At 70.0% G+C, this 26,092-nt stretch carries 21 protein-coding genes and 1 pseudogene; 8 read left to right on the top strand and 14 right to left on the bottom strand.

All coding sequences use genetic code 11. The features are described 5' to 3' along the window. Positions 1–66: 66 nt before the first annotated feature. On the top strand, positions 67–744 hold the full coding sequence (gene thpR, locus ACZ4D5_RS38585) for an RNA 2',3'-cyclic phosphodiesterase (protein ID WP_467777153.1): 678 nt from the start codon (positions 67–69) through the stop codon (positions 742–744). Between the two features lie 106 nt (positions 745–850). Here the strand turns inward: thpR and ACZ4D5_RS38580 are convergent, their stop codons facing one another. Then, positions 851–1,579 (bottom strand): DJ-1/PfpI family protein, encoded by a 729-nt coding sequence (locus tag ACZ4D5_RS38580; RefSeq protein ID WP_467777152.1) that lies wholly within the window; start codon positions 1,577–1,579, stop codon positions 851–853. 172 nt (positions 1,580–1,751) lie between these two features. On the opposite strand from ACZ4D5_RS38580, the gene ACZ4D5_RS38575 reads away from it, so the two are divergent. Both ACZ4D5_RS38575 and ACZ4D5_RS38570 read left to right on the top strand, forming a co-directional pair. Continuing rightward, a complete protein-coding gene (locus ACZ4D5_RS38575) occupies positions 1,752–2,705 on the top strand; it encodes a GlxA family transcriptional regulator (protein ID WP_467777151.1) in 954 nt (317 codons plus the stop codon). Positions 2,706–3,376: 671 nt separating this feature from the next. Then, on the top strand, positions 3,377–5,008 hold the full coding sequence (locus ACZ4D5_RS38570) for a M4 family metallopeptidase (RefSeq protein WP_467777150.1): 1,632 nt from the start codon (positions 3,377–3,379) through the stop codon (positions 5,006–5,008). Positions 5,009–5,294: 286 nt separating this feature from the next. On the opposite strand, the gene ACZ4D5_RS38565 is transcribed toward ACZ4D5_RS38570, so the two are convergent. Further along, positions 5,295–5,855 (bottom strand): choice-of-anchor K domain-containing protein, encoded by a 561-nt coding sequence (locus ACZ4D5_RS38565; RefSeq protein ID WP_467777149.1) that lies wholly within the window; start codon positions 5,853–5,855, stop codon positions 5,295–5,297. Positions 5,856–6,314: 459 nt separating this feature from the next. Here ACZ4D5_RS38565 and ACZ4D5_RS38560 point away from each other — a divergent pair, with 459 nt between their 5' ends. Next, positions 6,315–6,611 carry a hypothetical protein gene (locus ACZ4D5_RS38560; RefSeq protein ID WP_467777148.1) on the top strand — a complete coding sequence of 99 codons (297 nt, stop codon included), beginning with the start codon at positions 6,315–6,317 and terminating at the stop codon, positions 6,609–6,611. A gap of 8 nt (positions 6,612–6,619) precedes the next feature. Here ACZ4D5_RS38560 and ACZ4D5_RS38555 read toward each other — a convergent pair whose 3' ends face one another. The 12 genes and pseudogenes from ACZ4D5_RS38555 to ACZ4D5_RS38500 all read right to left on the bottom strand — a co-directional run bounded on the left by ACZ4D5_RS38555 (position 6,620) and on the right by ACZ4D5_RS38500 (position 22,895). Then, positions 6,620–6,853, bottom strand: coding sequence for a hypothetical protein (locus tag ACZ4D5_RS38555; protein ID WP_467777147.1), 234 nt, complete (start codon positions 6,851–6,853; stop codon positions 6,620–6,622). Positions 6,854–8,120: 1,267 nt separating this feature from the next. Continuing rightward, the gene (locus ACZ4D5_RS38550) at positions 8,121–9,860 is read right to left on the bottom strand and encodes a GAF domain-containing sensor histidine kinase (RefSeq protein ID WP_467777146.1); all 1,740 of its coding nucleotides are present in this window, start codon (positions 9,858–9,860) and stop codon (positions 8,121–8,123) included. Between the two features lie 802 nt (positions 9,861–10,662). Further along, positions 10,663–12,234, bottom strand: coding sequence for an oleate hydratase (locus tag ACZ4D5_RS38545; RefSeq protein WP_467777145.1), 1,572 nt, complete (start codon positions 12,232–12,234; stop codon positions 10,663–10,665). Next, a complete protein-coding gene (locus ACZ4D5_RS38540; RefSeq protein ID WP_467777144.1) occupies positions 12,234–12,659 on the bottom strand; it encodes a hypothetical protein in 426 nt (141 codons plus the stop codon). The genes ACZ4D5_RS38545 and ACZ4D5_RS38540 overlap by 1 nt, the downstream gene beginning before the upstream one ends. Positions 12,660–12,699: 40 nt before the next feature. Beyond that, positions 12,700–13,914, bottom strand: a complete 1,215-nt coding sequence (locus tag ACZ4D5_RS38535; RefSeq protein ID WP_467777143.1) for a globin domain-containing protein — start codon at positions 13,912–13,914, stop codon at positions 12,700–12,702. A 470-nt stretch (positions 13,915–14,384) separates the two neighbouring features. Continuing rightward, positions 14,385–14,765: a hypothetical protein gene (locus tag ACZ4D5_RS38530; RefSeq protein ID WP_467777142.1), complete on the bottom strand. Its 381-nt coding sequence runs from the start codon at positions 14,763–14,765 to the stop codon at positions 14,385–14,387. Further along, positions 14,762–15,244: a pyridoxamine 5'-phosphate oxidase family protein gene (locus ACZ4D5_RS38525; protein ID WP_467777278.1), complete on the bottom strand. Its 483-nt coding sequence runs from the start codon at positions 15,242–15,244 to the stop codon at positions 14,762–14,764. Before ACZ4D5_RS38525 ends, ACZ4D5_RS38530 begins: the two co-directional genes overlap by 4 nt. Positions 15,245–15,359: 115 nt before the next feature. Then, positions 15,360–18,098: a bifunctional acetaldehyde-CoA/alcohol dehydrogenase gene (adhE, locus tag ACZ4D5_RS38520; protein WP_467777141.1), complete on the bottom strand. Its 2,739-nt coding sequence runs from the start codon at positions 18,096–18,098 to the stop codon at positions 15,360–15,362. Between the two features lie 271 nt (positions 18,099–18,369). After that, positions 18,370–18,762: a CBS domain-containing protein gene (locus ACZ4D5_RS38515; RefSeq protein WP_467777140.1), complete on the bottom strand. Its 393-nt coding sequence runs from the start codon at positions 18,760–18,762 to the stop codon at positions 18,370–18,372. 178 nt (positions 18,763–18,940) lie between these two features. Further along, positions 18,941–19,027, bottom strand: a pseudogene (locus tag ACZ4D5_RS38510) (CBS domain-containing protein); the annotation flags it as partial. Positions 19,028–19,189: 162 nt separating this feature from the next. Further along, positions 19,190–21,874 (bottom strand): pyruvate, phosphate dikinase, encoded by a 2,685-nt coding sequence (gene ppdK / locus ACZ4D5_RS38505; protein ID WP_467777139.1) that lies wholly within the window; start codon positions 21,872–21,874, stop codon positions 19,190–19,192. Positions 21,875–22,022: 148 nt separating this feature from the next. Then, entirely contained in the window at positions 22,023–22,895 is an 873-nt protein-coding gene (locus ACZ4D5_RS38500; RefSeq protein WP_467777138.1) for a universal stress protein, read from the bottom strand. Positions 22,896–23,254: 359 nt separating this feature from the next. On the opposite strand from ACZ4D5_RS38500, the gene ACZ4D5_RS38495 reads away from it, so the two are divergent. From ACZ4D5_RS38495 to ACZ4D5_RS38480, 4 genes are all read left to right on the top strand, one after another. Beyond that, positions 23,255–23,947 (top strand): response regulator, encoded by a 693-nt coding sequence (locus ACZ4D5_RS38495; protein WP_467777137.1) that lies wholly within the window; start codon positions 23,255–23,257, stop codon positions 23,945–23,947. Positions 23,948–24,123: 176 nt separating this feature from the next. Continuing rightward, positions 24,124–24,996, top strand: coding sequence for a universal stress protein (locus ACZ4D5_RS38490; RefSeq protein ID WP_467777136.1), 873 nt, complete (start codon positions 24,124–24,126; stop codon positions 24,994–24,996). A 51-nt stretch (positions 24,997–25,047) separates the two neighbouring features. Next, positions 25,048–25,347, top strand: coding sequence for a hypothetical protein (locus ACZ4D5_RS38485; RefSeq protein ID WP_467777135.1), 300 nt, complete (start codon positions 25,048–25,050; stop codon positions 25,345–25,347). 358 nt (positions 25,348–25,705) lie between these two features. Continuing rightward, on the top strand, positions 25,706–25,948 hold the full coding sequence (locus ACZ4D5_RS38480; protein ID WP_467777134.1) for a hypothetical protein: 243 nt from the start codon (positions 25,706–25,708) through the stop codon (positions 25,946–25,948). Positions 25,949–26,092: the final 144 nt, after the last annotated feature.

Here is a 26,092-nt window from a genome sequence, read left to right as displayed (position 1 = left end):
CGACCAGGAGTACGCGGCGGACAGTCAGGCGTCGGCCCCGCGGACGCATGAGGTAAGAAGACTTCCGTGACCGAACCGCCCCAGCCCGCCACCCAGCACGCGTTCATCGCCCTCGCGCCGCCCGACCCTGCGAAGAACGAGCTGGCGCACGCGCTGAGCCCGGCCTACGCCGCCTGTCCCGACCTGCGCTGGAACCGCATCGAGGACTGGCACATCACCCTGGCCTTCCTGGGCGAGCTGCCGGTGCCGACCGTCCAGCGGCTTCGTGCGCCCCTCGCCGACCTGGCGGCTGCCCGCCCCGCTCTCGAACTGCTGCTCATCGGTGGCGGACACTTCGACGAGCGAGTGCTGTGGAGCGGCGTCGAGGGCGATCTCGACGGACTGCACGAGCTGGCCGAGGCGGTACGGGCGCGGGTCAGGGACTGCGACGTCGCCTTCGCCGAACGTCCCCTGCGTCCCCACCTCACGCTGGCCCGCGCCCGCCGCTACGCCAACGCCTCCGTGACGGCGGCGGCCGCCTGCCTCGACGGCTTCACCGGACGCCCTTGGCGGACCGAGCGCCTCCACCTGGTCGGCAGCACGGTAAGAGGCCACCCAGGCCCGCGGCGCTATCAGGACGTCGACGCATGGAGCCTCGCCGCAGGCCGAGGACGTCCCAATGCGCAACCGCCACGGACTGCCGCGCATGAGCACCAGGACGGCTCGGGCCCCGCGATGACGCCGGCTCAGCCCCACACGCCCTGAACCCGGTCGGACCTGTCACCCGTCGGTCCCTTCTCCCCAGGACCCCCGCGGCACAGGGCCCCACCGCGTCGGCGACGGGGTCCTGCGTCGTTCGTGGTCGCCGCGGTCAGCTCTTCGCGCGCCAGACGGTGCCCCGGCGTTCGTACTCCAGGATCATCTCGGCGAGCAGCGCGGTCTGCGGGCCGTAGAGGCGTTCGGCGAGCCAGAGGGCCAGGTCGAGGCCCGAGGTGACGCCGCCGCAGGTGATCAGGTCCCCGTCGTCCACCACGCGCCCGTACGTGAGCTTTCCGCCCTGCTCGGCGAGGTCGTCGCGGGCCGCGAAGTGCGTCGTGCACGGGCGGCCGCGGGTGATCTTCGCCGCCGACAGGACCATGACGCCGGTGCAGATCCCGCCCATGATCAGGCCGGGCCGCTCGGCCTCGGCCAGTGCGCGCGGCAGTACGCCGCGCTTGATCTCGTCGTCGACCCCGGACCCCTTCCCGTAACCCCCGCCCGGCACCAGCAGGACGTCCGCGCCCTCCGGGGCCCAGGGGTCGCGTACGTCGATGTACATGCCGGCCGAGGTCCGTACCGTGCGGGGGCCGTCGGCGGTGACGAAGCTCTGCTTGATCCGGCGCTTGCCGGCGTCCGCGACGATGCCGAGCACCTCGATGGGGCCCGCGAAGTCCTGCTCCTCGACGTCGTCGAACAGGACCGTGTGCACGCGCAGTTCGCGAGTGCGTTCGCGCCGCGGCTCGGCGGCGGGGGTGGCTGCGGAGGCAGCGGAGGTGCCGAGGCCCAGCGCGGCCGTGGCCGTGGCCACGGCGCCCGTGCGGAGAAGGTGTCGGCGCTGCATGTCGTGTGCTCCTCGGGTCGGTCGGGGTCCATCAGGAGTGCGCCGGTTCCGATTCGTGGAACGCGGGCCAGATGACTGTCCCCTCGGTCCTGAGGCGCCTGGAAGGGGATGTCCGGATGTGTGGGCTGCTCGTCCTTGAAGACCTGTCGGCCGGGCGCCGAGACTGAGGATCATGAAGACCGAGGGCGATGTGGTCGTGGTCGTCGGCGACGGCGTGGTGCTGCTCGATGTGGCCGGTCCGGTGCAGGTGCTGCACGGGACCGGCTACCGGGTCCGGCTCGCCTCGCCCCGCGGGCGAACGGTGGTGAGCGACACGGGGATACCGCTGGGGGTCGAACTGGCGGTGGAGGACGTTCCCGGGACCGTGGACACGGTGATGGTGCCGGGCTATCCGACGGTGAACGGCCATGGACATCCAACGGAGTTGATCGCGCACGTACGGCGCCTCGGCGCGGGCGCGCGGCGTACGACGTCCGCCTGCACCGGCGCGTATCTCCTCGCGGAGGCCGGGCTGCTCGACGGCAGGCGGGCCACGACGCACTGGGCCGAGTGCGAAACGCTGGCGCGGCGCTTCCCGCGGGTGCGGGTGGAGCCCGACGCCATCTACGTACGTGACGGGTCCGTCATCACCTCCGCCGGGGTGACGGCGGGCATCGACCTGGCGCTCGCGCTGGTCGAGGAGGACCACGGACCCGAGGTGGCGCGTACCGCGGCCAAGCATCTCGTCGTCTTCCTCCAGCGCCCCGGCGGCCAGTCGCAGTTCAGCGTGCGCAGCGCGGTGACCCCGCCCCGCAACGCCGGGCTGCGGCGCGTGCTGGACGCCGTGGTGGCCGACCCCGGCGGGAACCACACCCTCGCCGCCATGGCCGAGCGGCTCGCCGTCAGTGAACGCCACCTCACCCGGCTCTTCCGCCGCGAAGTCGGCGGCACCCCGGGGCAGTACGTGGAACGCGTCCGCGTGGAGGCGGCGCAGGCGATGCTCGAATCCTGTGACGCCGGTGTGAGCCCCATCGCCCGCGCCTGCGGGTTCGGCACGGCCGAGACGATGCGAAGGGTGTTCCTGCGCGTGCTCGGGGCACCGCCCGCGGTGTACCGCGCGCGCTTTCGCGCGACCGCCTCCGCCTAGCGGGTCCGGTGAACGGATCCGGTGAGCGGGGCGGCTCTCCAGAGCCGGCAGGAAGGCCGTCAGGAAGCTTCGGTGCCGGGCGGCTTCGAGGCGACCACGGGAAAGCCGCGGCGCCGAAGGGCGCTCGCTGGCGCAGAAGCCGATCCCCAGGCGCGCCTCCCCGGACATCGCCAACGACCGATTCGTCATCGTCGCCCGGCAGGTCATCGACGCACTCGCATCCACCCTCGGGAAACTTCGGGAAACCTCGGGAAACGCCATGACGCACAGCGGATCGCGGTGACGGACGGGCGCGTTGCCCCCAAGGTCGAGCCGCTGCTTCGTGACCAGAAATCTTCATGCCCACCAGCACTCAGGACCGCGCAGGGCCGCGCTGGGCAGCGCCCTCACCGAGGCGAATCGCCACAGCGGACGACCAACTCCGCACCGTGCAGGGCGTGTTGACGAGGCGGCCCGCGTTCATGACGTGTTCGCATTGCGTATGTCGACCATCACTCAACGGACTACATCCGGCCAACATCCAGCCAAAATGCTGACATGTACCTGGTTGAAATGACACTCTTCCCCGCAACACGCTGCACGTACGGCACCACGCCGCACACCCGCATCGCGTCCTTTTTCTGCTCCGGGCGGCCCTCCATGCCTCCCGGACCCCCACAGATGGAGCCCGCGTGACCTCTGACATATCCCGTAAGCGTTCCACGCTCGCGATCGCCACCGCTGTCGCCGCCGGAGCGCTGCTCACCGCCGGACTGACCACCGGCGCCTCCGCCCAGCCGGACAAGGACAACGCGCCGTCCGGCTCTCCCGTCGCCCTCTCGGTGTCGGCCCGTGCGGACCTCCTCCAGGACGCGAGTGCCGAGAGATCGGCGACCGCCGAGCGCATCGGCCTCGGCGCCAAGGAGAAGCTGATTGTCCGTGACGTCGTCAAGGACGCCGACGGCACCACGCACACCCGCTACGAGCGCACCTACGAAGGTCTGCCCGTCCTCGGCGGCGACCTCGTCGTGCACACCGCCAGGAGCGGTGAACTGAAGGGCGTCACCAAGGCGACCGAGGCCACGGTGAAGGTCGCCTCCACCGACGCGAAGCTCGGCAAGTCCTCCGTCGCCAAGTCGGCCGAGTCGACCGCCGCCAAGGCGAAGACCGCCAAGGCCGACGCGCAGGCTCCGCGCAAGGTGATCTGGGCCGCCTCCGGCAAGCCCGTCCTCGCGTACGAGACGGTCGTCACCGGTGTGCAGAAGGACGGCACGCCCAGCAGGCTCCACGTCATCACGGACGCCGCGACCGGGAAGAAGCTGTACCAGTACCAGGCCATCGAGAACGGCACGGGCAACAGCCAGTACAGCGGCAAGGTCACGGTCGGCTCCAAGAAGGGCACGAGCGGCTACGAGTTGACCGACAAGGCCCGCGGCGGCCACCGCACCTTCGACATGAAGCACGCGGAGAGCGGCTCCGGCAAGCTGTTCAAGGACGCCAACGACATCTGGGGCAACGGCAAGCCGACGAACGTGCAGACCGCCGCCGTCGACGCCGCCTACGGTGCCCAGCTCACCTGGGACTACTACAAGTCGGTGCACGGCCGCAGCGGGATCAACGGTGACGGCAAGGGTGCGACCTCGCGGGTCCACTTCAGCAACAACTACGTCAACGCCTTCTGGGACGACAGCTGCTTCTGCATGACGTACGGCGACGGTGAGGGCAACAAGAAGCCCCTCACCTCCATCGACGTCGCGGCCCACGAGATGACGCACGGCGTCACCTCGGCCACCGGCAACATGGAGTACAGCGGCGAGTCCGGCGGCCTCAACGAGGCCACCTCGGACATCTTCGCCGCCGCCGTGGAGTTCAAGGCCAAGAACCCGAAGGACGTCGGCGACTACCTCGTCGGCGAGAAGATCGACATCAACGGCGACGGCACCCCGCTGCGCTACATGGACAAGCCCTCCAAGGACGGCGCCTCCCTGGACAAGTGGACCGCCAACGCCGGCAACGTCGACGTCCACTACTCCTCGGGCATCGCCAACCACTTCTTCTACCTGCTGTCCGAGGGCAGCGGCAAGAAGCGGATCAACGGCGTCGACTACAACTCGCCGACCGCCGACGGTTCCAAGGTCCTTGGCATCGGACGCGGCAAGGCCGAGAAGATCTGGTTCAAGGCCCTGACGACGTACTTCACGTCGACCACCGACTACAAGGCGGCCCGCAAGGGCACGCTGAGCGCCGCGAAGGACCTGTACGGCGCGAATTCCACCGAGTACAAGCGCGTGGCCGCCGCCTGGACCGGCGTCAACGTCAAGTAGCCCCCCGGTCGGTCAATTGAGGGGCGGCGTCCGCATCGGACGCCGCCCCTGTCACGTTCACCGCCCCGGCTGAAGCCGCCGAGTCGCTGACGCGCGCAGGGACGGCTGCCGGCGCGCAGGCGGCCTGGGGGACTTGGATCTCTCCGGCATCGGCGTGGGGTGATCGATTGGCGGAGAGCCTGCGTGCGCAACGGGTGAAGCCTGGTCGAGGGCGTGCTGGCCGCCGATGGTCTCCCGGGTGTGCACCGGGGCGCGGGGAGGCGGGCGGGTGTAGTTCTGGCTGCTGTCACCGGCGTTGAGGACCCAGCGGCCGACCGGCGCCATCGCGGCCCCGCGGTTGACGATCTCGGCGTACTCGTCGTCCTGCGCGCGCCCGGTGCGGGCCGGTTTCCTGTTCGAAGCCGACGACTGCCACCGCGTACTCCACGCCGTCGACTGTGATGCTTCCCTGGCCCAGCCACGGGAAGCTCAGCACGTCCGGATCGCTGCCCGCCTGGTCGCCCATGAGCTGGAGGCAGCACTCGAACACGATCTCCGTCGTGGGACCGTTGTCCACCGCCAGCTGCACCCGCAGTTCCAGGGTGGTGCTGTAGAAGTAGCGTTGCTTGAGGTCTCCCAACAGGTAGTTGTCGTACGTGACGGTGCCGAGCGTGAACTCGAATCCGTCCAGGGATACCTCGCCCGTATTGCCTGCGAAGGTGATGCCGGTTTCCCTGCCCTGACCGTCGGGGTTCCCCCAGGAGAAGCGTCCGGTGCCGCCGCCCCGGTGATCGGGGTAGGCCCGAGTGAACGCCCCGCCGTAGTTCTCCTTCACGTTCCACGTGCCGGCTGTTTCCACAGTTGCCATCGGTGTTTCCCCTTCCGAGAAGCGGATGGGGACGTGAGGCGTCCTCAACGTAGCCACGCCAGCAAGACAGTTGCGGGGCTGGACGGTGCATTGGCGCATGTCGACGGGCAGGCCGCCGAAGACCGTGCAGCCGAGCCTCGGCGAATGGGCCGTGGCCTGGGGGCCGTTGAGGCGATGCAGAGGCAGCTCCACCCTGGCGCAACGCACCGGCATGAGTACGTTGAGTGGGCTTCCTCGTGCGCATCCTTGGCATTTTGCGCACCCTTGACACTTAGGGGAGGGGAAATTGATGGTCGCTGTGACAACCTCCGCGACGTGGAAGCCGCTGGGCGATGCACCCTCAGGGATGCAGGGCGCGGGCATCCTCCAGACCCCGCTGGAGCTGACCGTCCGTTTAGCAGTCCAGGACGGTCAGCAGGCGGACTTCCGTCTCCGCCTCGACGGCACCCCTACACCCTGGTGCTCTGCGGCTTCCCGGCCGAAGACGACGAGCCGCCCAACGTGCTCTTCCGCCCCGAGGGCCGGACCACCACGGGCGAGCTGCGCGCCATGCTCGTACGCAAGGACCGGCGCGATGTCGCCATCCGCACCGTCCGCCACCAGGGCGAGGCCGCCCGCACCCAGGCGGACGAGTACATCGAGATCGTCAACCGGTCCGCCGTCCCGGTCCGGCTGGAGGGCTGGAGCATCAACGCGGGCGATGCCGACCAGGACCTCGCCTTCCCCCGCCGTGGCGGCCTGGGGCCCGGACAGTGAACCCGCGTCTACACCGACCAGGCCCGCCCCGCATGGAACCAGTTCTCCTTCAACAGCAGGCGCGCCATCTGGAACGACAAGGGCGATGTCGCCGAACTGCGCGACAAGGGTTCCATCAGTGCGACCGTATCGAGCACTTCCGACAGTCGGCTCAAGTAACCGCGGGCTTTCGCATCAGTGATCGCCTCCGGCGCGATCCCTTCGAGGTGCACGCAGGCCGAGTGCGTGTGCACCGGCGTCAAGGCGTAGACCGTTGTACAAGACATTGTCCTTGGCGACCAGTGGGCAACGCCCCCTCGATCAGGGCAGGCCGGGAGCCGACCACAGAGCCGGCGCGCTCGCTGCCGCCGCGGAGTATCCGCAACACCCGCTCCGGCGCCGGGCACACCCCCAGGCTCGCCGCGACCGGGCACACACCCCTCGACGGCGCACGGGAGTTGACGTGCACTCTGTATCGGAGAGATGCCGACATCGACGCCGACCTGGTTATCGCAAGCCCGCCCCCGGCCGGGCCGAGGGCCACCGCTGGTGTCATCTACGGGCAGGGGCCGGTTCACTCCGAAGCGGCGGATGACTTCCCCGTAATCCCGCTCGGCGAGGACCCGAAAGCCTCGCTGTCCGAAAGCGAGAGCCTCCTGCGCCGTGGGCCGACCGTGGTAGCGACGGCGCGTGGCGTCCTGCCGCCGTGACGGGAGCCTGCCCCTCCTGGCCAGGCCCGGCAGCACCTGCAGGAACAGCTCGGCACCCAGCACGTACAGGGGCGGCAAGTGCCAGAACAGCGAGCGTGCCGGATCCGCCGGAAAGTCGTCGCTCGCGGCCACCGGGCCGGTGTTGATGCTGTCGATCTCATGGAACGGAATGCCGAGCCTGCGGGACGGACGGGCCCAGGCAAACGTCATCAGCTCCCCCGGTGGGCTGTCCAAGTGGTCCACCGCCGGGAAGATCCCGTTCTCGGGCAAGTCCCCGCAAGAACCAGTCAAGCCGATCCAGCGGACTCCCCGATGCCACGTCGACGGGGGGATATCGCAGGAGTGTGACGGCCACGGTGTGATTCTCGAGCGCGGGCAGCAGACGGTTCAATGCCACACAGGCCACGAGGTCGCTCTCTGAACACACCAGGAACCGCACAGGACTTACCTCCGGTCGACGTAGAGACGAACCTTGACGGCCACCGCCCCGAGTGTTCCCGATCCCCTCCGCGCCGGGCACCCCGCCTCCGCGGCACACGGCCCTTTCTGGTCGGCTTCCCAGCCACCGGGCAACTCCAACGAAGCGCACCCCAGAAGCACCACACCGGTTGGAGATCTGCCAGTAGCGTGAGACTGATCTGAGCGGCCGGGCGGCGAGACAGAGAGAGCCGACCGAGGTCAGCACTGCGCCACAGGCCGACGCCCCGGATCCCACATCAGCTGTAGGGTCTCGCGCTCCACTTCATGATCTCAGCGCCTGCTTCATATCGGCTGCACTTATGAAACGGCCCTGAGACGCCACAGGTCACGGCGCCACTGCTCACGACATGTCGGCCGGGAGCGGAACCATCCACTCCAGGATGGTGCCGGTGGGCTGATTCGGTGTCAGGGCGAAGGTTCCACCAAGACGTTCGGCGCGAGCGCGGATGTTGTCCAGGCCACTGCGGCGAGTGGTGTCCGGAGCGACGCCGCGGCCATTGTCGGCCACGTGCAGGCGCAGAAGGGAACCGGTGGCCTCGACCGTGAGTTCCAGGGCGGTGGCATGGGCGTGGCGGGCGACGTTGGACAGGGCCTCGCGCACCACGGCGAGCAGCTGCTCGCCATGGTCGTCGGGCACATGGGTGTCCAGCAGGCCACTCATGCGCAAGGCCGGAGGGAAACGGAGCGTCTCCGCCGCCTGACCCGCCTCGGCAACGAGTCGGGCGCGCAGGCCGGTGGCATCTGATCGGTCGCGCTCCCTCAGGGAGTAGATGGTGGAGCGAACGACCTTGATCGTGTCGTCCAGGTCGTCCACCACTCGCTGGACGCGCTGGGCCACTTCAGGCCGGTCCGACAGGCGGTTGAGGACCGACTGCAGGCTGAGCCCGCTGGCGAACAGCCGCTGGATGGCCAGGTCGTGCAGATCGCGGGCGATGCGGTCGCGGTCGTTGAGGACGAGTTGCTGTTCTGCGTCGCGGCGATGCTCGGCGATCTCCAGGGCGAGTGCGGCATGGTCGGAGAATCCGGAGATCATCTCGACGGTGGCCTCGGGAAAGGGGACGTGGCCCTGATGGTTGGCGACTTGGAGGACACCGCGGACGCGGTCGTGTGTGCCCAGCGGGATCAGGAACGCTGGTCCCAGGTCCGGCCCCGAGGCGTTCTCCGCCGCTGCCCGCGAATCCTGACCGAGACACGTGCTGACGATCGTCTCCCCCGAGTCGAACACCTTCGCCGCAAGGCTGGTGCCTTCCGGCAGGGCCAGTCCCCGGACCTGATCCGCGCCGTGTCCGGCCGCGGTCTCGATGACCAGGCTTCCGGCGTTGCTGACGGGTACCGCCAGGGTGACCAGGTCCGCGGCAGCCAGCTCGCGGACCGTGGCGGTGAAGGAGTGCAGTACCTCTGCGGGATCGGTGCCCGACAGCAGGGTGCGGGTCAACTCGCTGCTCGCCGCCAGCCACCTCTCGCGGCGGCGGGCGTCGTCGTAGAGCCGGGCGTTGTCGATCGCCACACCGGCCGCGGCCCCGAGCGTGCGCAGCACGGCTTCGTCCTCGGCGTCGAACGGCCGCCCGTCCCGCTTCTCGGTCAGGTACAGATTGCCGAAGATCCGGTCGCGGACCTGTACCGGGGTGCCGAGGAACGTCGTCATCGGGGGATGCCCGGGCGGGAAACCGACGGAGTCCGGATGATCGCTCAGGACCTCCAGCCGCAGCGGGTGGGGCTCGCGGATGAGCAGACCCAGGATGCCCTCGCCCAGCGGATAGTGGCCGATGCGGGCGATGGTCTCCTCGTCCACGCCGACGGTGATGAACTGCTTGATGCCGCCTTCGTCACCGACCACTCCGAGTGCGCCGTATTGGCAGTCGACCAACTGCACCGCGGATCTCACGATCTGACGCAGCACCACGTCAAGGTCCAGATCGCTGCCGATGGCCAGGACCGCGTCGAGGAGCGTGTGCATCCGGTTCTGGGTGTCACGTACCCGCCTCACATGCTCCTGCAGTTCCTCCAGCAGCGTGTCCAGGCGCATCCGGGTGGGAGCGGAGACCGATGGATCCTGCGGGTCACGTGCGCTCGGCTCCATGCTCTGCTCCCCTCACCCCGCTGCGCCGTCGGATACATGATGCAGGAACGATCTCGCTCGTAGCCGCACGGATGTACTGGACCGGCCTGATATCGACCCCGGGGCGAGGCGTACCGAGGCAGAGCGCAGCCATGGAGGTCCAGCTTCCTGCACGGCACCCGGCCCCGGAACTCCGCGCCGGCATGGCGCGTACCATGCCGTGAGCCGACCCCGAACTACTCGCCGCCGTCCACCTCAACGACCCTGTCCAAGGCGAAGCATCCGGCGAACTGGTGGAGTTGTATCCGGCATCTCGGCAACGGCGCACCAGCCGCCGGCCGTTCGCCGTTCGCCGTTCGCCGTTCGCCGTTCGCCGAAACCGACATACCCGAACCTGTACGGACTGCTCTCGTGGACGCCGCCCGGCAGAAGGAGGTAGCGCACTGGACGCGTCTCGGAGCCGAGGCGGACACGGCCACCGAGGGCGTGCACGAGTACGCCTTCGGACCTCGGAAACGGGAAGGTGCCGCGCAGGTACGGGACTTCGCGGGTCGCAGGACGGTGGCCGGTCGCGATACCACCGCCTTCGAGCGGAACCCGCACCTGGCCTTGCCGGGGACGGAGGAGGACCGGCCGCGGGACTGGCTGCACGCGGGGCAGGCGATGCAACGTGTGCTGCTCCGGGCCACCCTCGTGAAGATGGTGCTGCGCCTCGGGTACGGCCCGCAGCGTCCGACGACCCGGCTCCGCCCCGTCAGCGATGTCCTGGACGTCGCCCAGCGCCGCCCAACAGCCGACCGGTCCCGCGGGACCGTCGCGCGCACTACCGGTGACGCATGGTTCCCAGGGCACTCAGCAGCACATGGGGATCATGGTGGCCTTTGAAGACCGCGGGCGGCTGCTTGCGGAGTCCGAGGAGTTGGGCCACAGCGGTCCAGGCCGTACGCACGGAGTACTCGACGGTGAAGGCGACGTCGTCGGGCACCTCCGCGAACTGCCCGATGAAGGCGAGGTTCACCGATCCTTCGGGCACGACATCGGGGCGGTCGCCCCGGCGTCGGACCAGGAACTGACTGGTGGCGTACGGCATGAGGCAAGGCACGACAGTGGAGGTCTCAAGGACGCGACTCCTCGTCGGCACGTCGAGCCGCAGGTGGTGCAGGACCTCCTGGAGGATCTCCCGACCGGAGCACATCGTCATCGGCTTCACGGTGGTGTTGCCCGCTCTGCCGGGAAACAGGCCGTAGCCCCACCAGACCGAGACCCCCTTGGGCTGGTCGGGGTAGACGGGCTGGCGGTCCGCGGCGATGGTGAGCAGCCAGTTGGATTCGGTGAAGGTCATCAGTCCGCCCCTGCCGGTCTCCTGTCCGCTGAACGCCCGGAGCGCGTCGAGGAATCCCGGGTCCTCGGTGGTGACGGTGAACGACTCCCACCGTGACTCGCTGACGTGCCGGTCGAAGGTGGCCGGATCACCGAAGTCGGTACGCCCCGCGGCGAGTCGGTGCCAGAGCAGCCAGGCGTCCGAGCGCCCGCGGGAGGGGCGCGGCGCGGCAGTGTGCGAGCCGAAGCTGGTGCCGTCGGTCATGGAGCCGTTGGTCACCAGGACCAGGTCCTGCGGCGTCACCTCGATGTGCTCCTCGCGGCCGCCGCGGTACAGGTGGATGCGGTCGACGATGGTGGATCGGTGCCCGGGCGCGAACCCGAGGTCGCTGACATGGCAGCCGGTGTGGACGGTCACGCCCTGTGCATGGAGCCAGGCGGTCAGCGGTCGCACGATGGAGTCGTGCTGGTTGTAACGGGTTCGGTGGATGCCCGACAGGGTCGAGAGGCCGGAGAAGAGGTGCAGGAAGCGCCTGAGGCAGCGGTGGAACTCGCTCGCGCTGTGCCAGGGCCGGAAGCCGAACGTGGTGCACCACATGAACCAGAAGTTCGTGGTGAAGAAGTGGTGGCCGAAGCAGTCGGTGATCCGCCTGTCGTCCCAGTGCCGCTCGGGGGCCGTGAGACAGCGGACGAGTTCCAGGTGGTCCCGTTCGGAGAACCCCATCGAGCTCGTGTCGACGATCCTTCCCTTCCCGTCGACCAGACGCGAGACGTCGTCCCAGGCGAACTCCTCGTGTTCGGCGAGGATTTCCCGCGTGACCGAGACCGAAGAGTCGTCGAGCGAGGGAATACCGGACAGCAGGTCGTACGTGCAGCGGTACTCCGCATCGAACATCAGCCCGGCCCGCATGTGGTAGCCGGCCCGTGCCGTACCGCCCGCATCGAGACTTCCGCCGATCTTCCTCTGCTGTTCGAAGAGTTGGATGTCCGATCCCACGAAACCGCCGTCTCGGATCAGGAACGCGGCGGCCGCCAATGCCGCGATGCCGCTGCCCACGAGATGCGCCTTCGCCATCACACGTCTCCGCGGTCGCGTTCGCGGGCGGGCGGGCGTCGCTCCGCTGTGGGCGGGCTGCCGGCGCGCCACGGCGGGGCCGTCGCCCGGTGGCCGTGGTCCCGGGCGTGTACCGCCTGGTCCGTCCTGCGGCGCAGCCGGTCCTGGAGCTGGTCGACGACTTCCCGGCCGGTGGCCGCTTCGGCGTGGACGACCACCCGGCGGTGGCCGACGTGCACTTCGGCCACTGCGGACCACGGGCGATCCGTGTGCCGGGCGGCCGCCTTCGTGACCCGCACCTCCCCAATGAGGTACGGGAGTTCGGCTCGGCCCACGACCGCGTCGATCTTCGCGCGTGCGTACGCCAGGGTCTCCTCGTCCACCGCGCCGACGGAGCGCAGTCGTACCGAGAAGGGCTCCTGGGCCTGGGACTTGTCGCTGGTCATGATGGTTCCTTCCGTCGAACGTCGGGACACGTGAGGTGGTTCAGGCAGCCGCTCCCGGCAGCCACAGGTCCGGTCCGAAGACCTCGTACCGGATCTGGCGCGCCGGAACCCCGGCTTTCAGCAGCTGTCCGCGCACCTCGCGCATGAACGGCAGCGGTCCACACAGGAACACCATTGGTCCTGCGGGCAGTTCGACTTCGGCGAGGTCCATCAGGCCGACGCGGGCGCAGGGTTCCTGGGCGCCGGGCCGTTCGTACCAGAAGAGGGCGCGGGCGCCCGGCAGTTGTTCGACCAGGTCGCGCGTCTCGGCGCGCAGGGCGTGCCCGGCGGGCGAGCGGTCGGCGTGCAGGACCAGGACGGGGCGGGTCGAACCGGTCGCGGCCAGCTGGGCCAGCATGCCCGTCATGGGGGTGCAGCCGATGCCCGCCGAGACCAGCACGACCGGGGTGGTGGCGTCGGCCGGGGCATCGAGGACCACATCGCCGAAGGGCGCGGAGAGCGTCAGCTCGTCGCCCGCGCACACCTGGTCGTGCAGCAGGTTCGACACCTCGCCGTCCGGCCGTCCGGCCTCGCCCGTGACCCGCTTGACGGTGATGCGGCGCAGCTCCCCGCCCGGATCCGAGGACAGGCTGTACTGGCGCAACTGGCGTACGCCGTCCGGCATGTCGACGAGCACGCTCACGTACTGTCCCGCCCGCGCCCGCGGCGCAGGGGCGTCGTCGGCGGGGCGGAGCAGGAACGACACAGTGTCCGGGGTCTCGGTGCGGCGCTCGGTGACCGTCCACCGCCGCCAGGTCCGGCCGGGACGTACGCCCGCTTCCTGGTAGAGGCGGGCCTCTCTCGCGATGAGCGCGCCGGCCATCAGCCAGTACACCTCGTCCCAGGCTGCGGCCACCTCGGGGGTGACGGCGTCGCCGAGGACCTCGGATACCGCGCCGAACAGGTACTTGTGCACGATCACGTACTGCTCGTCGGTGACACCGACAGCGGCGTGCTTGTGGGCGATGCGGCTCAGCAGGGAGTCGGGGCGGACGTCCGGCTCCGCCAGCAGTGCGGTGGCGAACGCGGCGATCGAGCCTGCCAGGGCGCGGCGCTGGGCCCCGCTGGCCTGGTTGCCGCGGTTGAACATCCCGTCGAGCAGTTCGGGGCGGTCGCGGAACATCGCGCCGTAGAAAGAGGCGGTGATGTCGTCGAGCGACGCGGCCACCACGGGGAGTGTGGCCCGCACTACGGCAGTGGACTCTGCGGACAGCATGAAGCCTCCCGGCAACGGGGGTGAGAGGAGAAGAGGGCACCGCGTCGAACGGGCGGCGGTCTTCTGTGTAGCAGGCGCCGGACCATGATTCGACGGCGTTCGGCCCTGGTGGGCGAAGAAGGGCCGAACGGCCCCGGCAGCTCGCGCACATCGGCCCGGAGGTCCCGCTCGGGCCAGGGCCGGACGGCGCCGCTGAGGCCCTCGACGGCCCTGTCGGTCTCGGTGAACGGCAGAACCCCGCGCTGCTCCTACGGTTGTCCGGGTACCGGTGACCGGCGGTGTGGGCGCCCGCCGGGTGGAGGCCCCCGCGGCGCGGCTCTGGTGGTCGTCGGCCGCAGGGACCACCGCACTCCGCCCGGCAGCCACATCGGCTCGGTGGTCCGGGCGGTGCCGCAGCACGCCGACGCGCCGGTCGCCGTGATCCCGTACGACCGACCTCACGCCGTGCCCGACGCGTACGGCAGACGGGCTCAGTAGAGGGAGCCGGGCCAGGCGGACGCCACCGCGACGATGACGCCCACGTCCAGCAGCACGCCGACGCTGAGCCACGGATCGAACCAGATCGCCTTCAGGGCGAGCCCACTCGATGCCGCGACGAGAGCCGCCGTGGCCCACCAGCCACTGCCCGCGAACACCCCGGCCCCCGCGACGCCGTAGGCCAAGGCCGTGTACCAGGCGAGCGCGAGGGCCGTGGCCCTTGCCGGTGCGACGGGGACATGGGCCGCGGCCAGGGCCCATGAGTGTCCGGGGTCGAACGGGCCCGCCTTGCCCGGTTGCCGGGGTGCCGTCCAGACACCGGGGTGCAGCAGCCCGTGGACGATCAGGAACGCGGCCGTCAGTGCGGCAGTCATGACAACTCCCCGGCATCGCCCTCGTCGGTGGCGCCCTGGTCCGCGTCCGTGAGCAGAATGCCGGTGACCAGGTCGGGGCGGATGCGGACCACCTGGTCCATGGTCTGCCGCACCCAGGGGTTCAACATCCCCCGGTAGCGGGCCAGTTCGCGCGGATCGGTCACCAACTCGGCGTACCCTGTGGCCACGATGCTCCAGCCGAGGTGGGTGTCCGGCGCGATGGAGTCGGCCTCGTACGCCACGACGACACCGGCGGGGCCGCTCGGCCTCGTGTGCGCGGTGAGTGCCGCGCCCTCGTGGGTGCGGATGATGATGTCGCCGCCGTCGAGGACGTGGTTGACCGGGCGTACGGCGGGCAGCGCGTGCCGGGTGAAGACGATTCTCCCCAGTGACACGCTGCCGAGCAGCCGCAGGGCTTCGGCGCTGTCGAGCTCGACGCTCCGTCGTGACTCCGGGGAGGTCGCCCGGGCGCTCTCCATCTCGATGATCAACTTCCGTGCCGGTTCGTCGTTCACTTCATGCCTCCGCCCACGACGTCCTGATGTCCCTCTGGAGGACTCGCCCACCGGGCCATGCGCGGGCCCCTGGCTCCGATCAAACGGCGGCGCAGCCTGGCACCGCTAGGGCCGGTCGGCCCACATCGCCCTCTCGTCGGTCGAGGCCACCGGGCACGCCGACCGGCCCGTAGTACGCCGCGCGCATCAGCTCCTGCATGTCGTCGAGCATGGGCATGCGGGGGTTGGCCGGCGCGCACTGGTCCTCGTAGGCGTTGAGGGCCTGTTGGGGCAGGGCGTCCAGGTAGGAGTGCTCGTCCACCCCGAGCGCCTGGAAGGACGGCTCGATGCCGACGGCGTCGCGCAGACGTTCCACCGCGGTGGCGAGGGACTCGACTCCCTCGGCCGGGGTGGCGGCGGGCAGCCCCAGGGTGCGGGCGATGTCCTGGAAGCGTTCGGGAGCCCGGTAGTACTCGTATTTGGGCCAGCCGGTGAGCTTCGTCGGGACGGTGCCGTTGTACCGGATGACGTGCGGCAGCAGGACCGCGTTGGTGCGGCCGTGCGCGATGTGGAAGGTGGCGCCGAGCGTGTGTGACATGGCGTGGACGATGCCGAGGAAGGCGTTGCCGAAGGCCATGCCCGCGATCGTGCCCGCGTTGTGCATCTTCTCGCGGGCCTCGGCCTGCTGGGCACGGTCGTTCACGGCCGCTTCGAGGTGGTCGAAGACGAGCCTGATGGCGTGCAGGGCGGGGCCGTCGGTGAAGTCGTTGGCGTAGACCGAGACGTACGCCTCGATGGCGTGGGTGAGGGCGTCGAAGCCGCTGTCGGCGGCCAGGGCCGGCGGCAGGTCGGCGGTGAGCAGCGGGTCGACGATGGCGACACTGGGGGTGAGCGCGTAGTCGGCCAGCGGATACTTCTTGCCGGTCGCGGGATCGGAGATGACGGCGAACGGCGTGACTTCGGCACCGGTGCCCGACGTGGTGGGGATGCACACGAGGCGGGCGAGCTCACCGAGCACCGGGAAGCGGAAGGCTCGTTTGCGGATGTCGGAGAACTTCTGCCGCATGTCGGCGAAGTCCATCTCCCGCCCGGCGGCCTGCTGTTCGTACAGCAGCCACATCACCTTGGCGGCGTCCATGGGAGATCCGCCGCCCAGCGCGATGATGGTGTCCGGGCGGAAGTCCCGCATGAGACGGGCACCGTCCCGTACGGAGTCGATGCTCGGCTCGGGCTCGACGGTGTCGATGATCTGGACCGTCACGGCCTCGGCACGGCTCTGCAGCACCCGGACGACGCGGTCCACGAAGCCGAGGCGGGTCATGGTCGCGTCGGTGACGACGGTGACGCGGTGCACGTCCGGCATGGCGGACAGATAGCGGATGGCCTGCGGCTCGAAGTAGATCTTCGGCGGGACCTTGAACCACTGCAGGTTGTTGTGGCGGGTGCTGACGCGCTTGATGTTCAGGAGGTTCGCGGCCGAGACGTTGTTGGAGACCGACGTACTGCCCCACGAACCGCAGCCCAGGGTGAGCGAGGGCAGCAGGCTGTTGTAGATACCGCCGATCGCCCCTTGGGAGGAAGGGGCGTTGACGATGACCCGCACCGTCTTCATGTGCTTGCCGTAGGCCTCGACGAGCGCCGGGTCCTCGCTGTGGATGACGGCGCTGTGGCCCTGCCCGTGGAAGGCGACCATGTCGGCTGCCAGACCGAACCCGTGTCGCCAGGAGTCGGCACGCAGCACGGTCAGCACCGGGCAGAGCTTCTCGCGGGTCAGCGGCTCCTCAGGGCCCACCCGGTCGGCCTCGACCAGGATGATCGAGGTGTCGGCGGGCACGGTGAAGCCGGCCTGCTCGGCGATCCACACCGGACTCCGGCCCACCACCGCGGAGTTGACCTTGGGCTCGCAGCCACTGCCCGCGGCCTTGCCGGCCGGGAAGAGCAGGGCCTCCAGTTTCGCCTTCTCCTCCGCGGTGGCCAGATGGGCGTGCAGAGTACGGAATTCGGTCAGGGCCGCGTCGTAGATCTCGGTGTCCAGGATGACGGCCTGTTCGGAGGCGCAGATCATGCCGTTGTCGAAGGACTTGGACAGGACGAGGTCGTTGACGGTCCGGCGCAGCTCGGCGCTCCTGTGCACGTACGCGGGTACGTTCCCGGCGCCGACGCCCAGCGCGGGCTTGCCGACCGAGTAGGCGGCCTTGACCATGGCGTTGCCGCCGGTGGCGAGGATCAGGGAGACGTCCGGGTGGCGCATCAGCGCACCGGTCGCCTCGATCGAAGGAGCTTCGATCCACTGCACGCACTGCTCCGGTGCGCCCGCCTCGACCGCGGCGTCCCGCACCACGCGGGCCGCCTGTGCACTGCAGTGCTGCGCGGAGGGGTGGAAGGCGAAGATGATCGGGTTGCGGGTCTTGAGCGCGATGAGCGCCTTGAAGAGGGTGGTCGAGGTCGGGTTGGTGACGGGAGTGACCGCGCAGACGACGCCGACCGGTTCGGCGATCTCGATCATGTCGTCGATGTCGTCGCGGGCGATGACACCGACCGTCCTCATGCCGCCCATGCTGTGCGTGACGTGTTCGCACGCGAACATGTTCTTGGCCGCCTTGTCCTCGAAGACCCCACGTCCGGTCTCCTCCACCGCCAGGCGGGCCAGCCTGGTGTGCTGGTCCAGGGCGGCGACCGAGGCCTTCTTGACGATGTGGTCGATCTGCTCCTGGGTCAGGCCCTCGTAGTCGGCGAGTGCTTTCAGCCCCTGGGCGACCAACTCGTCCACGGCGGTGGTGACGTCGGACGGCGAACCGGGGAGAGGAGTGCTCCGGGAGTGGTCGTCGTGGTGGGTCATGGGGTGTGCCTCCGTGGTCGAGCGCCGAAGCCGAGCGGTCGGCGGCATCCGAGGGGAGCGGTGTGAGGAGTCGACATGTCCGCCACCCACAGCGTCTCTTGGACCCGGCCCCCTCCCCCAGGCCCGGTGGTCCTGTGCCGGGGACCGAATGGCCCCGTTGCGCCGGGTCCCGGCAGGTCCTGCCGACCGCCCGGTCCGGTCGGAGCGCGGCAGCCGGGGACCGGGGCCAGCGCGCGGACGTCCACCGGTGCGTGATCCGTACCAACGCGTGCTACTGCGCCGGGCGGGTGTCGTCGACGCGGAACGTCAGGCTGCTCACGACACCCGCCACACCATCGATCCGCCACGTCAGCAGGACGACCTGGGGGATGTCGCTGCGGTGACGCAGCTCTCCTTCCAGAGTGACCGTGCCGTCCCGGACGGAGACGCTCACGGCAGGGGACGGCTGTCCCAGCATGCGGGCCAGGACATCGTCGGCCACCTCCCGGCGGATCTCCTCGTCCGTCCGGAGGAAGACGCGGAGCAGGTCGCGCCGCGTGGCGATGCCGACCAGGCGGTCCTCCTCGTCCACCACGGGAAGCCGTTCGACGTGGTGGCGTTCCATCACGCGTGCGGCGTCCGCCACGCGTTGTTCGGGGTGCACGGTGACGGCGGGCGTCGACATCAGCTCCGCTGCTGTCGTGCCCCGGGGCGAGGCGGCCGCGCGACGAGTGGAGCGCCGTCGGGGGGGCCGGTACGTGCGGGCCAGGTTCACGGCAGGGTGCGGAGAGGGCCGGCCGGCGGTGCATCAGATCGCTCTCGGAGATCACGCCCAGGACCTTGTCGTCGTGGTCCACCACCGGCAGCCCGCTGATCCGATGGTGGTTCAGCAGCAGCGCGACGTCTGTGACCGAGGTGTCCCGATGTACTTCGACCACCTCAGTGGTCATCACTTCGCCGATGCAGCGGGGCATCACGTCAACTCCCTTCCGGTCCACCGTCGGCAAGGGGCGCACGACGGCCCTGGCGGCCGTTGCCGTCCCTCGGGCCCCTCCCCTCCCCGGGAGCCGGCCTGCGATGCCCTTCAAGCCTCGCTCTCCACCGCCCGCCGGTCACCTGCTGTCGCTGGTCCGCGTCCCGGAGAGCGTGGCGCGCCCGGCCTCGAGACGGGCGACGGGGACGCGGAACGGTGAGCAGGAGACGTAGTCCAGTCCGGCGGTGTGGAAGAAGTGGATCGACTCCGGATCGCCGCCGTGTTCACCACAGACACCGATCTTCAGGTCCGGCCGCGCGGCGCGGCCCTCGGCGACCGCGATCTCGACCAGGCGCCCCACGCCCTCGCGGTCGATGGTCTCGAAAGGAGAGACCTTGAAGACTCCCTTGTCCAGATAGGCGGAGAAGAACGCCGCCTCCACGTCGTCCCGGGAGAAGCCCCAGGTGGTCTGGGTGAGGTCGTTGGTGCCGAAGGAGAAGAACTGTGCCTCTCGGGCGATCCGGCCCGCCGTGAGCGCGGCCCGGGGCAGTTCGATCATCGTGCCCACGGGGCAGTCGACGGGAACGCCCGAGTCCCTGGAGACCTCGGCGAGTACCTGCTCCACTTCCTCACGCATGAGCCGCAGTTCTTCGACCGTGTCGATCAGCGGCACCATGATCTCCGCCTGCGGATCGCCGCCCGCGCGTGTGCGTTCCACGACCGCCTCGGCAAGGGCCCGCACCTGCATGGCGACCAGACCCGGTACGACGAGGCCCAGGCGCACGCCGCGCAGGCCGAGCATCGGGTTCTCCTCGTGCATGCGGTTCACGGCGTCGAGGAGTTCTGTCTGGTGTGCGTCCGGCGGGTTCCCGCGTGCCTCCTCCTTCGCGATGCGCACGGCGAGGTCCGTACGGTCGGGGAGGAACTCGTGCAGGGGCGGATCGAGGAGGCGGATGGTGACCGGCAGGCCGTCCATCGCCTCCAGAATGCCCACGAAGTCCTGCCGCTGGAGGGGCAGTAGCGCGTCCATGGCCCGTGTGCGGTCGGCGTCGGTGGTGGCCAGGATCATCGCCTCGACCAGGTGCCGCCGTTCACCGAGGAACATGTGCTCGGTGCGGCACAGGCCGATGCCCTGGGCGCCGAACCTGCGGGCCCGGGCCGCGTCTTCGGGGGTGTCCGCGTTCGCCCGCACTCCAAGACGCCGTACGCCGTCGGCGTGTCGCATGGCGCGGTCCACGGCGTCGACGAGCCCGCCGGAACGTTCGCCGCTCTCGAAGTAGCGCATCACCGGGGAGTCGACGAGCGGGGCCGGACCGAGGTGGACGGTGCCTTCGGTGCCGTCCACGGAGATGACCGTGCCCTCCTCGACGGTGGTGCCGCCAACGGTGAACCGGCGTCCCGGCACGTCGACGACGAGTTGCTCGGCACCGCATACGCAGACCCTGCCCATGCCGCGGGCGACCACCGCCGCATGGCTGGTCCTGCCGCCGTGGCTGGTCAGCACGGCCGCGGCGGCGACCATGCCCGGGAGGTCGTCAGGGGTGGTCTCCTGCCGGACGAGGACGACTTGGTCCCCGGAGGCGGTACGACGGACCGCCTCGGCGGAGTCGAACACCACGGCGCCGACGGCGGCGCCCGGCGAGGCCGGGATGCCACGCGTGAGAGCCGCGCCGACGGCCGAGGCGTCGAACCGGGGGAACATCAGCCGGGCGAGCCCGTCGCCGTCCAGCCGGCCCAGGCCCTCGTCGCGGGTGATCAGGCCCTCGTCGGCCAGCTCGGCGGCGAGGGTGAACGCGGCCTCGGCGGTGCGCTTGCCGATCCGGGTCTGCAGCATCCAGAGCGTGCCGCGCTCGATGGTGAACTCGATGTCGCACAGGTCCCGGTAGTGGGCCTCCAGTTTCCGCAGGTGATCGAGCAGCTGAGCGTACGACCGCGGATCCAGGCGCTCCAGCCGCGTCAGCGGGACGGTGTTGCGGATGCCCGCGACGACGTCCTCGCCCTGCGCGTTGGGCAGGTAGTCGCCGTACAGGCCGCGCCGGCCGGTTGCCGGGTCACGGGTGAAAGCGACGCCGCTGCCGGAGTCGGCGCCGAGGTTGCCGAAGACCATGCGCTGTACGTTGACCGCCGTGCCCAGGCCGTCGGGGATGTGCTCGCGACGGCGGTAGAGCCGGGCGCGCGCACCGTTCCAGGACTCGAAGACGGCTCGGATCGCCCGCTGGAGCTGTTCGGCCGGATCCTGTGGGAAGGCCTCGCCGGTCTCGGACCGGATCAGCCCCTGGTAGGTCTCGACCAGTTCGGCGAGGTCGGCCGCGTCCAAGTCCAGGTCGTCCTGCGTGCCCCGGGACTCCTTGAGGCGGGAGAGCGCGTTCTCGAAGAGTGCGGCGTCGAGACCCATCACGGTGCTGCCGAACATCTGCACGAGGCGGCGGTAGGAGTCCCAGGCGAAGCGCTCGTTCCCCGAGACCTTGGCCAGTCCTTGTACCGAGGCGTCGTTGAGCCCGATGTCGAGGATCGTCTCCATCATGCCCGGCATGGAGAAGCGAGCTCCGGAACGGACACTGAGCAGCAGCGGATCGTCCGGTTGCCCCAGTTCCCGACCGGCAGACCGCTCCATGGCGGCCAGGTGCTCACCGACCTCCTGAGCCAGGCCGGGGGGTTCGTCTCCCGTGGTGAGAAAGGCCCGGCAGGCCTCGGTGGTGACGGTGAAGCCGGGCGGCACGGGCAGACCCATCCGGGTCATCTCGGCAAGGTTGGCGCCCTTGCCGCCGAGCAGGTCGGCCCTGTCACGGCCGCCCTCGGTGAACGCGTACACGTACTGGACCATGGAGTGCCCTTCCTTCCGGCTTGCGGGGGGCTGCAGAGGGGGACGCCGCCGTGGTGGTCGGTCGGCGTATCACGTGGGGTGAACGGTGATGGCGACCGGGCCGCTCGGCTTCGGCCCGCGCGGCCGGCGAGCCGAGCGGAATGCGGTCTCAGGCGTGCGGAACGACCGCGACAGGGGCGGCCGCGTGATGCAGTACGGCGTGGGCGACCGGCCCGATGCGCATACCGAGCGCGGGCCGGTGCTCCTTGCGGCCGACCACCACCAGCGCGGCCCGAGCGGCGGCGTCCAGGAGCACTGTGGACGCGCGGGCCAGATCGACCGTGTGGTTGACCGGCACTCGCGGGTACTTCTCGCACCACGGCTTGAGCGCATCGGACAGCGCCTTCTTGGCCTGTCCCGTGATACCGCCCTCCTGGGCGGCAAGTCGCCCCACGGCGGGGCCGGATCCGTACAGGGGCGGCAGGTTCGGCACGTGTACGACGCGCAGCACGGCCCCACGGGCGGCAGCCGAGCCGAAGGCGAAGTCCAGCAGCGGTCCTGCCGGTTCGCCCGGGTCCTGAAGCCCGACCACGACCTCCCCACCGGAACGCTCGGCGGCGGCGCGTTCGCTCGCCCGCACCAGGACCACCGGACACCGGGCCCGGGCGAGTACCTGCTGTCCGATCGACCCGAGCAGGAAGCCGACGACTGCGCCGCGGCCGCTGGAGCCCAGGATCAGCATCTCGGCCTTCTCCGCCTGATCCAGCAGTACCTCGGTGGCGGAGCCGGACGCCTGTTCGCTGCTGACCGTCAGTTCCGGATACCGCTCGCGCACCTCCTGCTCGGCCTCCCGCAGGATGCGCAGGGCCCATGGCTTCTGCGCCTCGACGTCCGGCGAGCCGGGCACCTCGGGCGACGGCCGGAGCCAGGCCTGTACCAGACGGACGGGGACGGAGCGGCGCTGTGCCTCACGCGCGGCCCAGGCGGCGGCAGCCAGGCTCTCGGAGGACCCGTCCAGGCCGACAGTGATGGGGCGAATCATGGAAAGAGACCTCCGCGTCCGATACGGGACCAGCGGGCCGTGGCCGATTGCGCCGGCCCTCACCCTGATCCTCATGACAGGGCGAGCGCGCCACCAGGGGCCGATGGTCCCCCCCCCTCCTGGCCGCCCGGCCCCACTGGCGATGTCCCTCCGGTCCGCGCCACGTCCGGACAGCGGTCGGCTCAGGACGGACGACGGGACGGATACCCCCGTGGAAGCCGGGAACGCGGACGGCAAGTGCCCGACAGGCCCTGGCCGTTCGACCCGGAACCACGCAAGATCTGCGACAGGGAAGGCCGGTACCGCCGACCGGGCGGATGCCGGTGCCGGAAACGGACGACGTAGGACAGGAGCCGTCGATGACGGACAACGAGCAGCACGCTCCCAAGACCCCGATCCGGGTCGTTCTGCTGGACGACCACGAGGTCGTACGGCGCGGTGTGCACGACCTGCTGGACGACCAGCCGGACATCACCGTGGTCGGTGAGGCCGCCACCGTCGAGCAAGCCCTGATACGCATTCCCGCCCTGCGCCCGCACGTCGCCGTTCTCGATGTGCGCCTGCCCGACGGCGACGGCGTGACCGTCTGCAGGGAACTGCGCTCGCGCATGCCCGACCTCGCCTGCCTGATGCTCACCTCCTTCGACGACGAGGAGGCGCTGCTCGACTCGATCATGGCTGGTGCGGCAGGTTACGTCCTGAAGCAGATCCAGGGTTCGGACCTGGTGGCGGCGGTACGGACGGTCGCGGCCGGCCAGTCGTTGCTGGATCCCAGCGCCACCACCAAGCTGATGACACGCCTCCGCAACGAGCAGGACAAGGAAGCGGCACCGGACGGCCTGCCCGATCTGACGGAGCGCGAGCGCGAGATCCTCGCCCTGATCGGCGAAGGGCTGACCAACCGGCAGATCGGGCGGCGTCTCTACCTCGCGGAGAAGACCGTCAAGAACCACGTCTCCCGCTTGCTGGCGAAGCTTGGAGTGGAACGGCGCATCCAGGCCGCGGTCGTCGCCACCCAGGCACAGGAGCGACTGAAGCAGGACGGAAGCTGACCCCTGATGACGGAGGCTGCCCTCCTGATGAGGGGGACGACGGGTGCCGACGTGCCCCATCGGGCCGGGATGTAGGGCCGATCGGCCCTCCGCGAAGGGGCGCCGGACCGTCAATGCTGAGGAGAGAGGGGCGGTCGAGGCGGCCGCGCCCGTCGCATCGTATGGAGGCAGCTCTCATGGCCCGCGGTATCGCAGTAGGCGTGGACGGATCCGAAGAAGCTCTGACGGCGGCCGAGTGGGCGGCGCGTGAAGCCACCCTTCGCGGACTGCCGTTGCACATCGTGCATGCCTGGCTCTGGCAGCCGTTGGACGTGCCGGTCGTCCAGGACGAGGACGCGCAGGCCAACTCCGCCCACGCCGTCCTGCGTGCAGCGGAGACGAGGGTGGCCGGGAAACACCCGAACCTTCACGTCACCGCCGAGGTGGTGCGGGACACGCCGGTGGCCGCGTTGCTCAGCGAGGCGAAGCGGCGCGACATGCTGGTGCTCGGCTCACGAGGACACGGCGCTCTGCTCGGCTTCCTCCTCGGCTCGTACGGCCAGCAGGTGATCGCCGCCTCGACAGGGCCCGTGGTGTCCGTGCGCGCCCGCGACGGCCAGGCCCAGCCGCCGGAATCCGGGGAAGTCGTGGTGGGGCAGCAGGGCACGCCGGAGGAGAGCGAGGAAGTACTCCGGTTCGCCTTCGAGGCCGCGGCCGTACGAGGTGCCGCTGTGCGTGCCGTACGGGCCTGGAGCCTGCCGCCCCTTTACGCCTACAGTCCCGGCTCGTTGTACCTGGCGGACGAAGCGGGTGGGCTGGAGCCGTACGAGAGGAAGGCCCTGGACGAAGCACTCGCTCCCTGGCGACGCCGGTTCCCCGACGTGCCGGTGGTCGAACACGTCGAGATCGGGAGTGGGGGCCAGGTCCTGCTGTCAGCCGCTTCGAGCGCGGAGTTGCTCGTGGTGGGCCGCCGTGTTCGCCGTGCCCCCGTCGGCACCCGCATCGGCTCGGTCGCCCACGCCGCGCTGCACCACGCCGCCTGCCCGGTCGCGGTCGTGCCGCACGCCTGAGGTGACGACATGGCACGCAGCCCGCAGGCCACCTCCGGGAGGTCGCCGTAGGTGTCCCGGTGGCGGTCCGACGGCGTCAACCGCATCTTCGACGCGATGGCCTCCTGCCCGAAATACCAGGTCGTCTCGGGCAGCACCGCCATCGACATGACCACTCAGGCGAGCACCTCTTCCAAGCTCGGCGAGGAGCAGTGGAGCCAGCTGCTCACCTTCTCTGTCGGCGGGCAGCGCAGCGTCGTCAAGCAGACGGCGATCCGTAGCGGCAGCGTCCTGCTGATCGTCTCCGGCTCGCCGGGACTCGTGGACACGCATCTCAACGAGGCGTTCACCAAGGCCCAGGCCACCTCCTAGGCCATAGTCGTACCCGCAGCCCCGCAAGCGCGTCTCGCTCGCGGGGCTGCGTGCTGCCCAGACGAAACTTGATGTGCAGCTGCGGGCGCGCGGCCGGTGCCGGGTTCAGTACGTGGGTGGGTGCCAGCGGGTACCTGGTGATCATCTCGCCGCTTCGGCGGGCGCTCCTCGAAGTGCAGTCCGAGCAGTACCTGTGCCACACGATCGGGCCTCGGGCACACACGCGCCCCGGAGCAATGACGGAGCGTGAAGCTGCCCCACTAGAAGTCTTCGCCCTTGTTACGGTGCGGGCGGGCGCCGGCTTCGGGCGTCTGGGGACAGAGCTGGGCCCAGACGCCCACAGACTGAGGGAACCGTCATGCTGCGCCGCGATACCGGCGACGTTCGGTTCATACTCCTGATCGCCCTCGCGATCGGGGGCGTTCTCGCCGGTTGGTTCCTGCCCGAACCGGCCTCGACTGCAGGCGTGATGATGGCGGCGATCTGTATCGCGGGGATGGCGGTACTCCGCGGGGATCTGCTCGACAAGATCAAGCAGGAACGCCGGAAACAGGTCAGTCGTGAACTGTGCGGACGTTCCCGCCGTGGCCCAGGAGCCTGACGATCTCAGTGGCCGGCCATGGAAGTTGAACGCCGAGCGCAGAGGCCATTGAGCGGTGTGCATCGTGAAGTGGCTGGTCACGGATCTGGCGTGACGTTGTTCCGAGGTGCTCGTGCTGGTCGCGCGTGGCAGTCTGAGGTGTAG

This window comes from Streptomyces sp. NPDC025651 (genome assembly GCF_055558735.1).
Note: the sequence above shows the minus strand (reverse complement) of the source record. Positions and strands in the feature narration are given on the sequence as shown.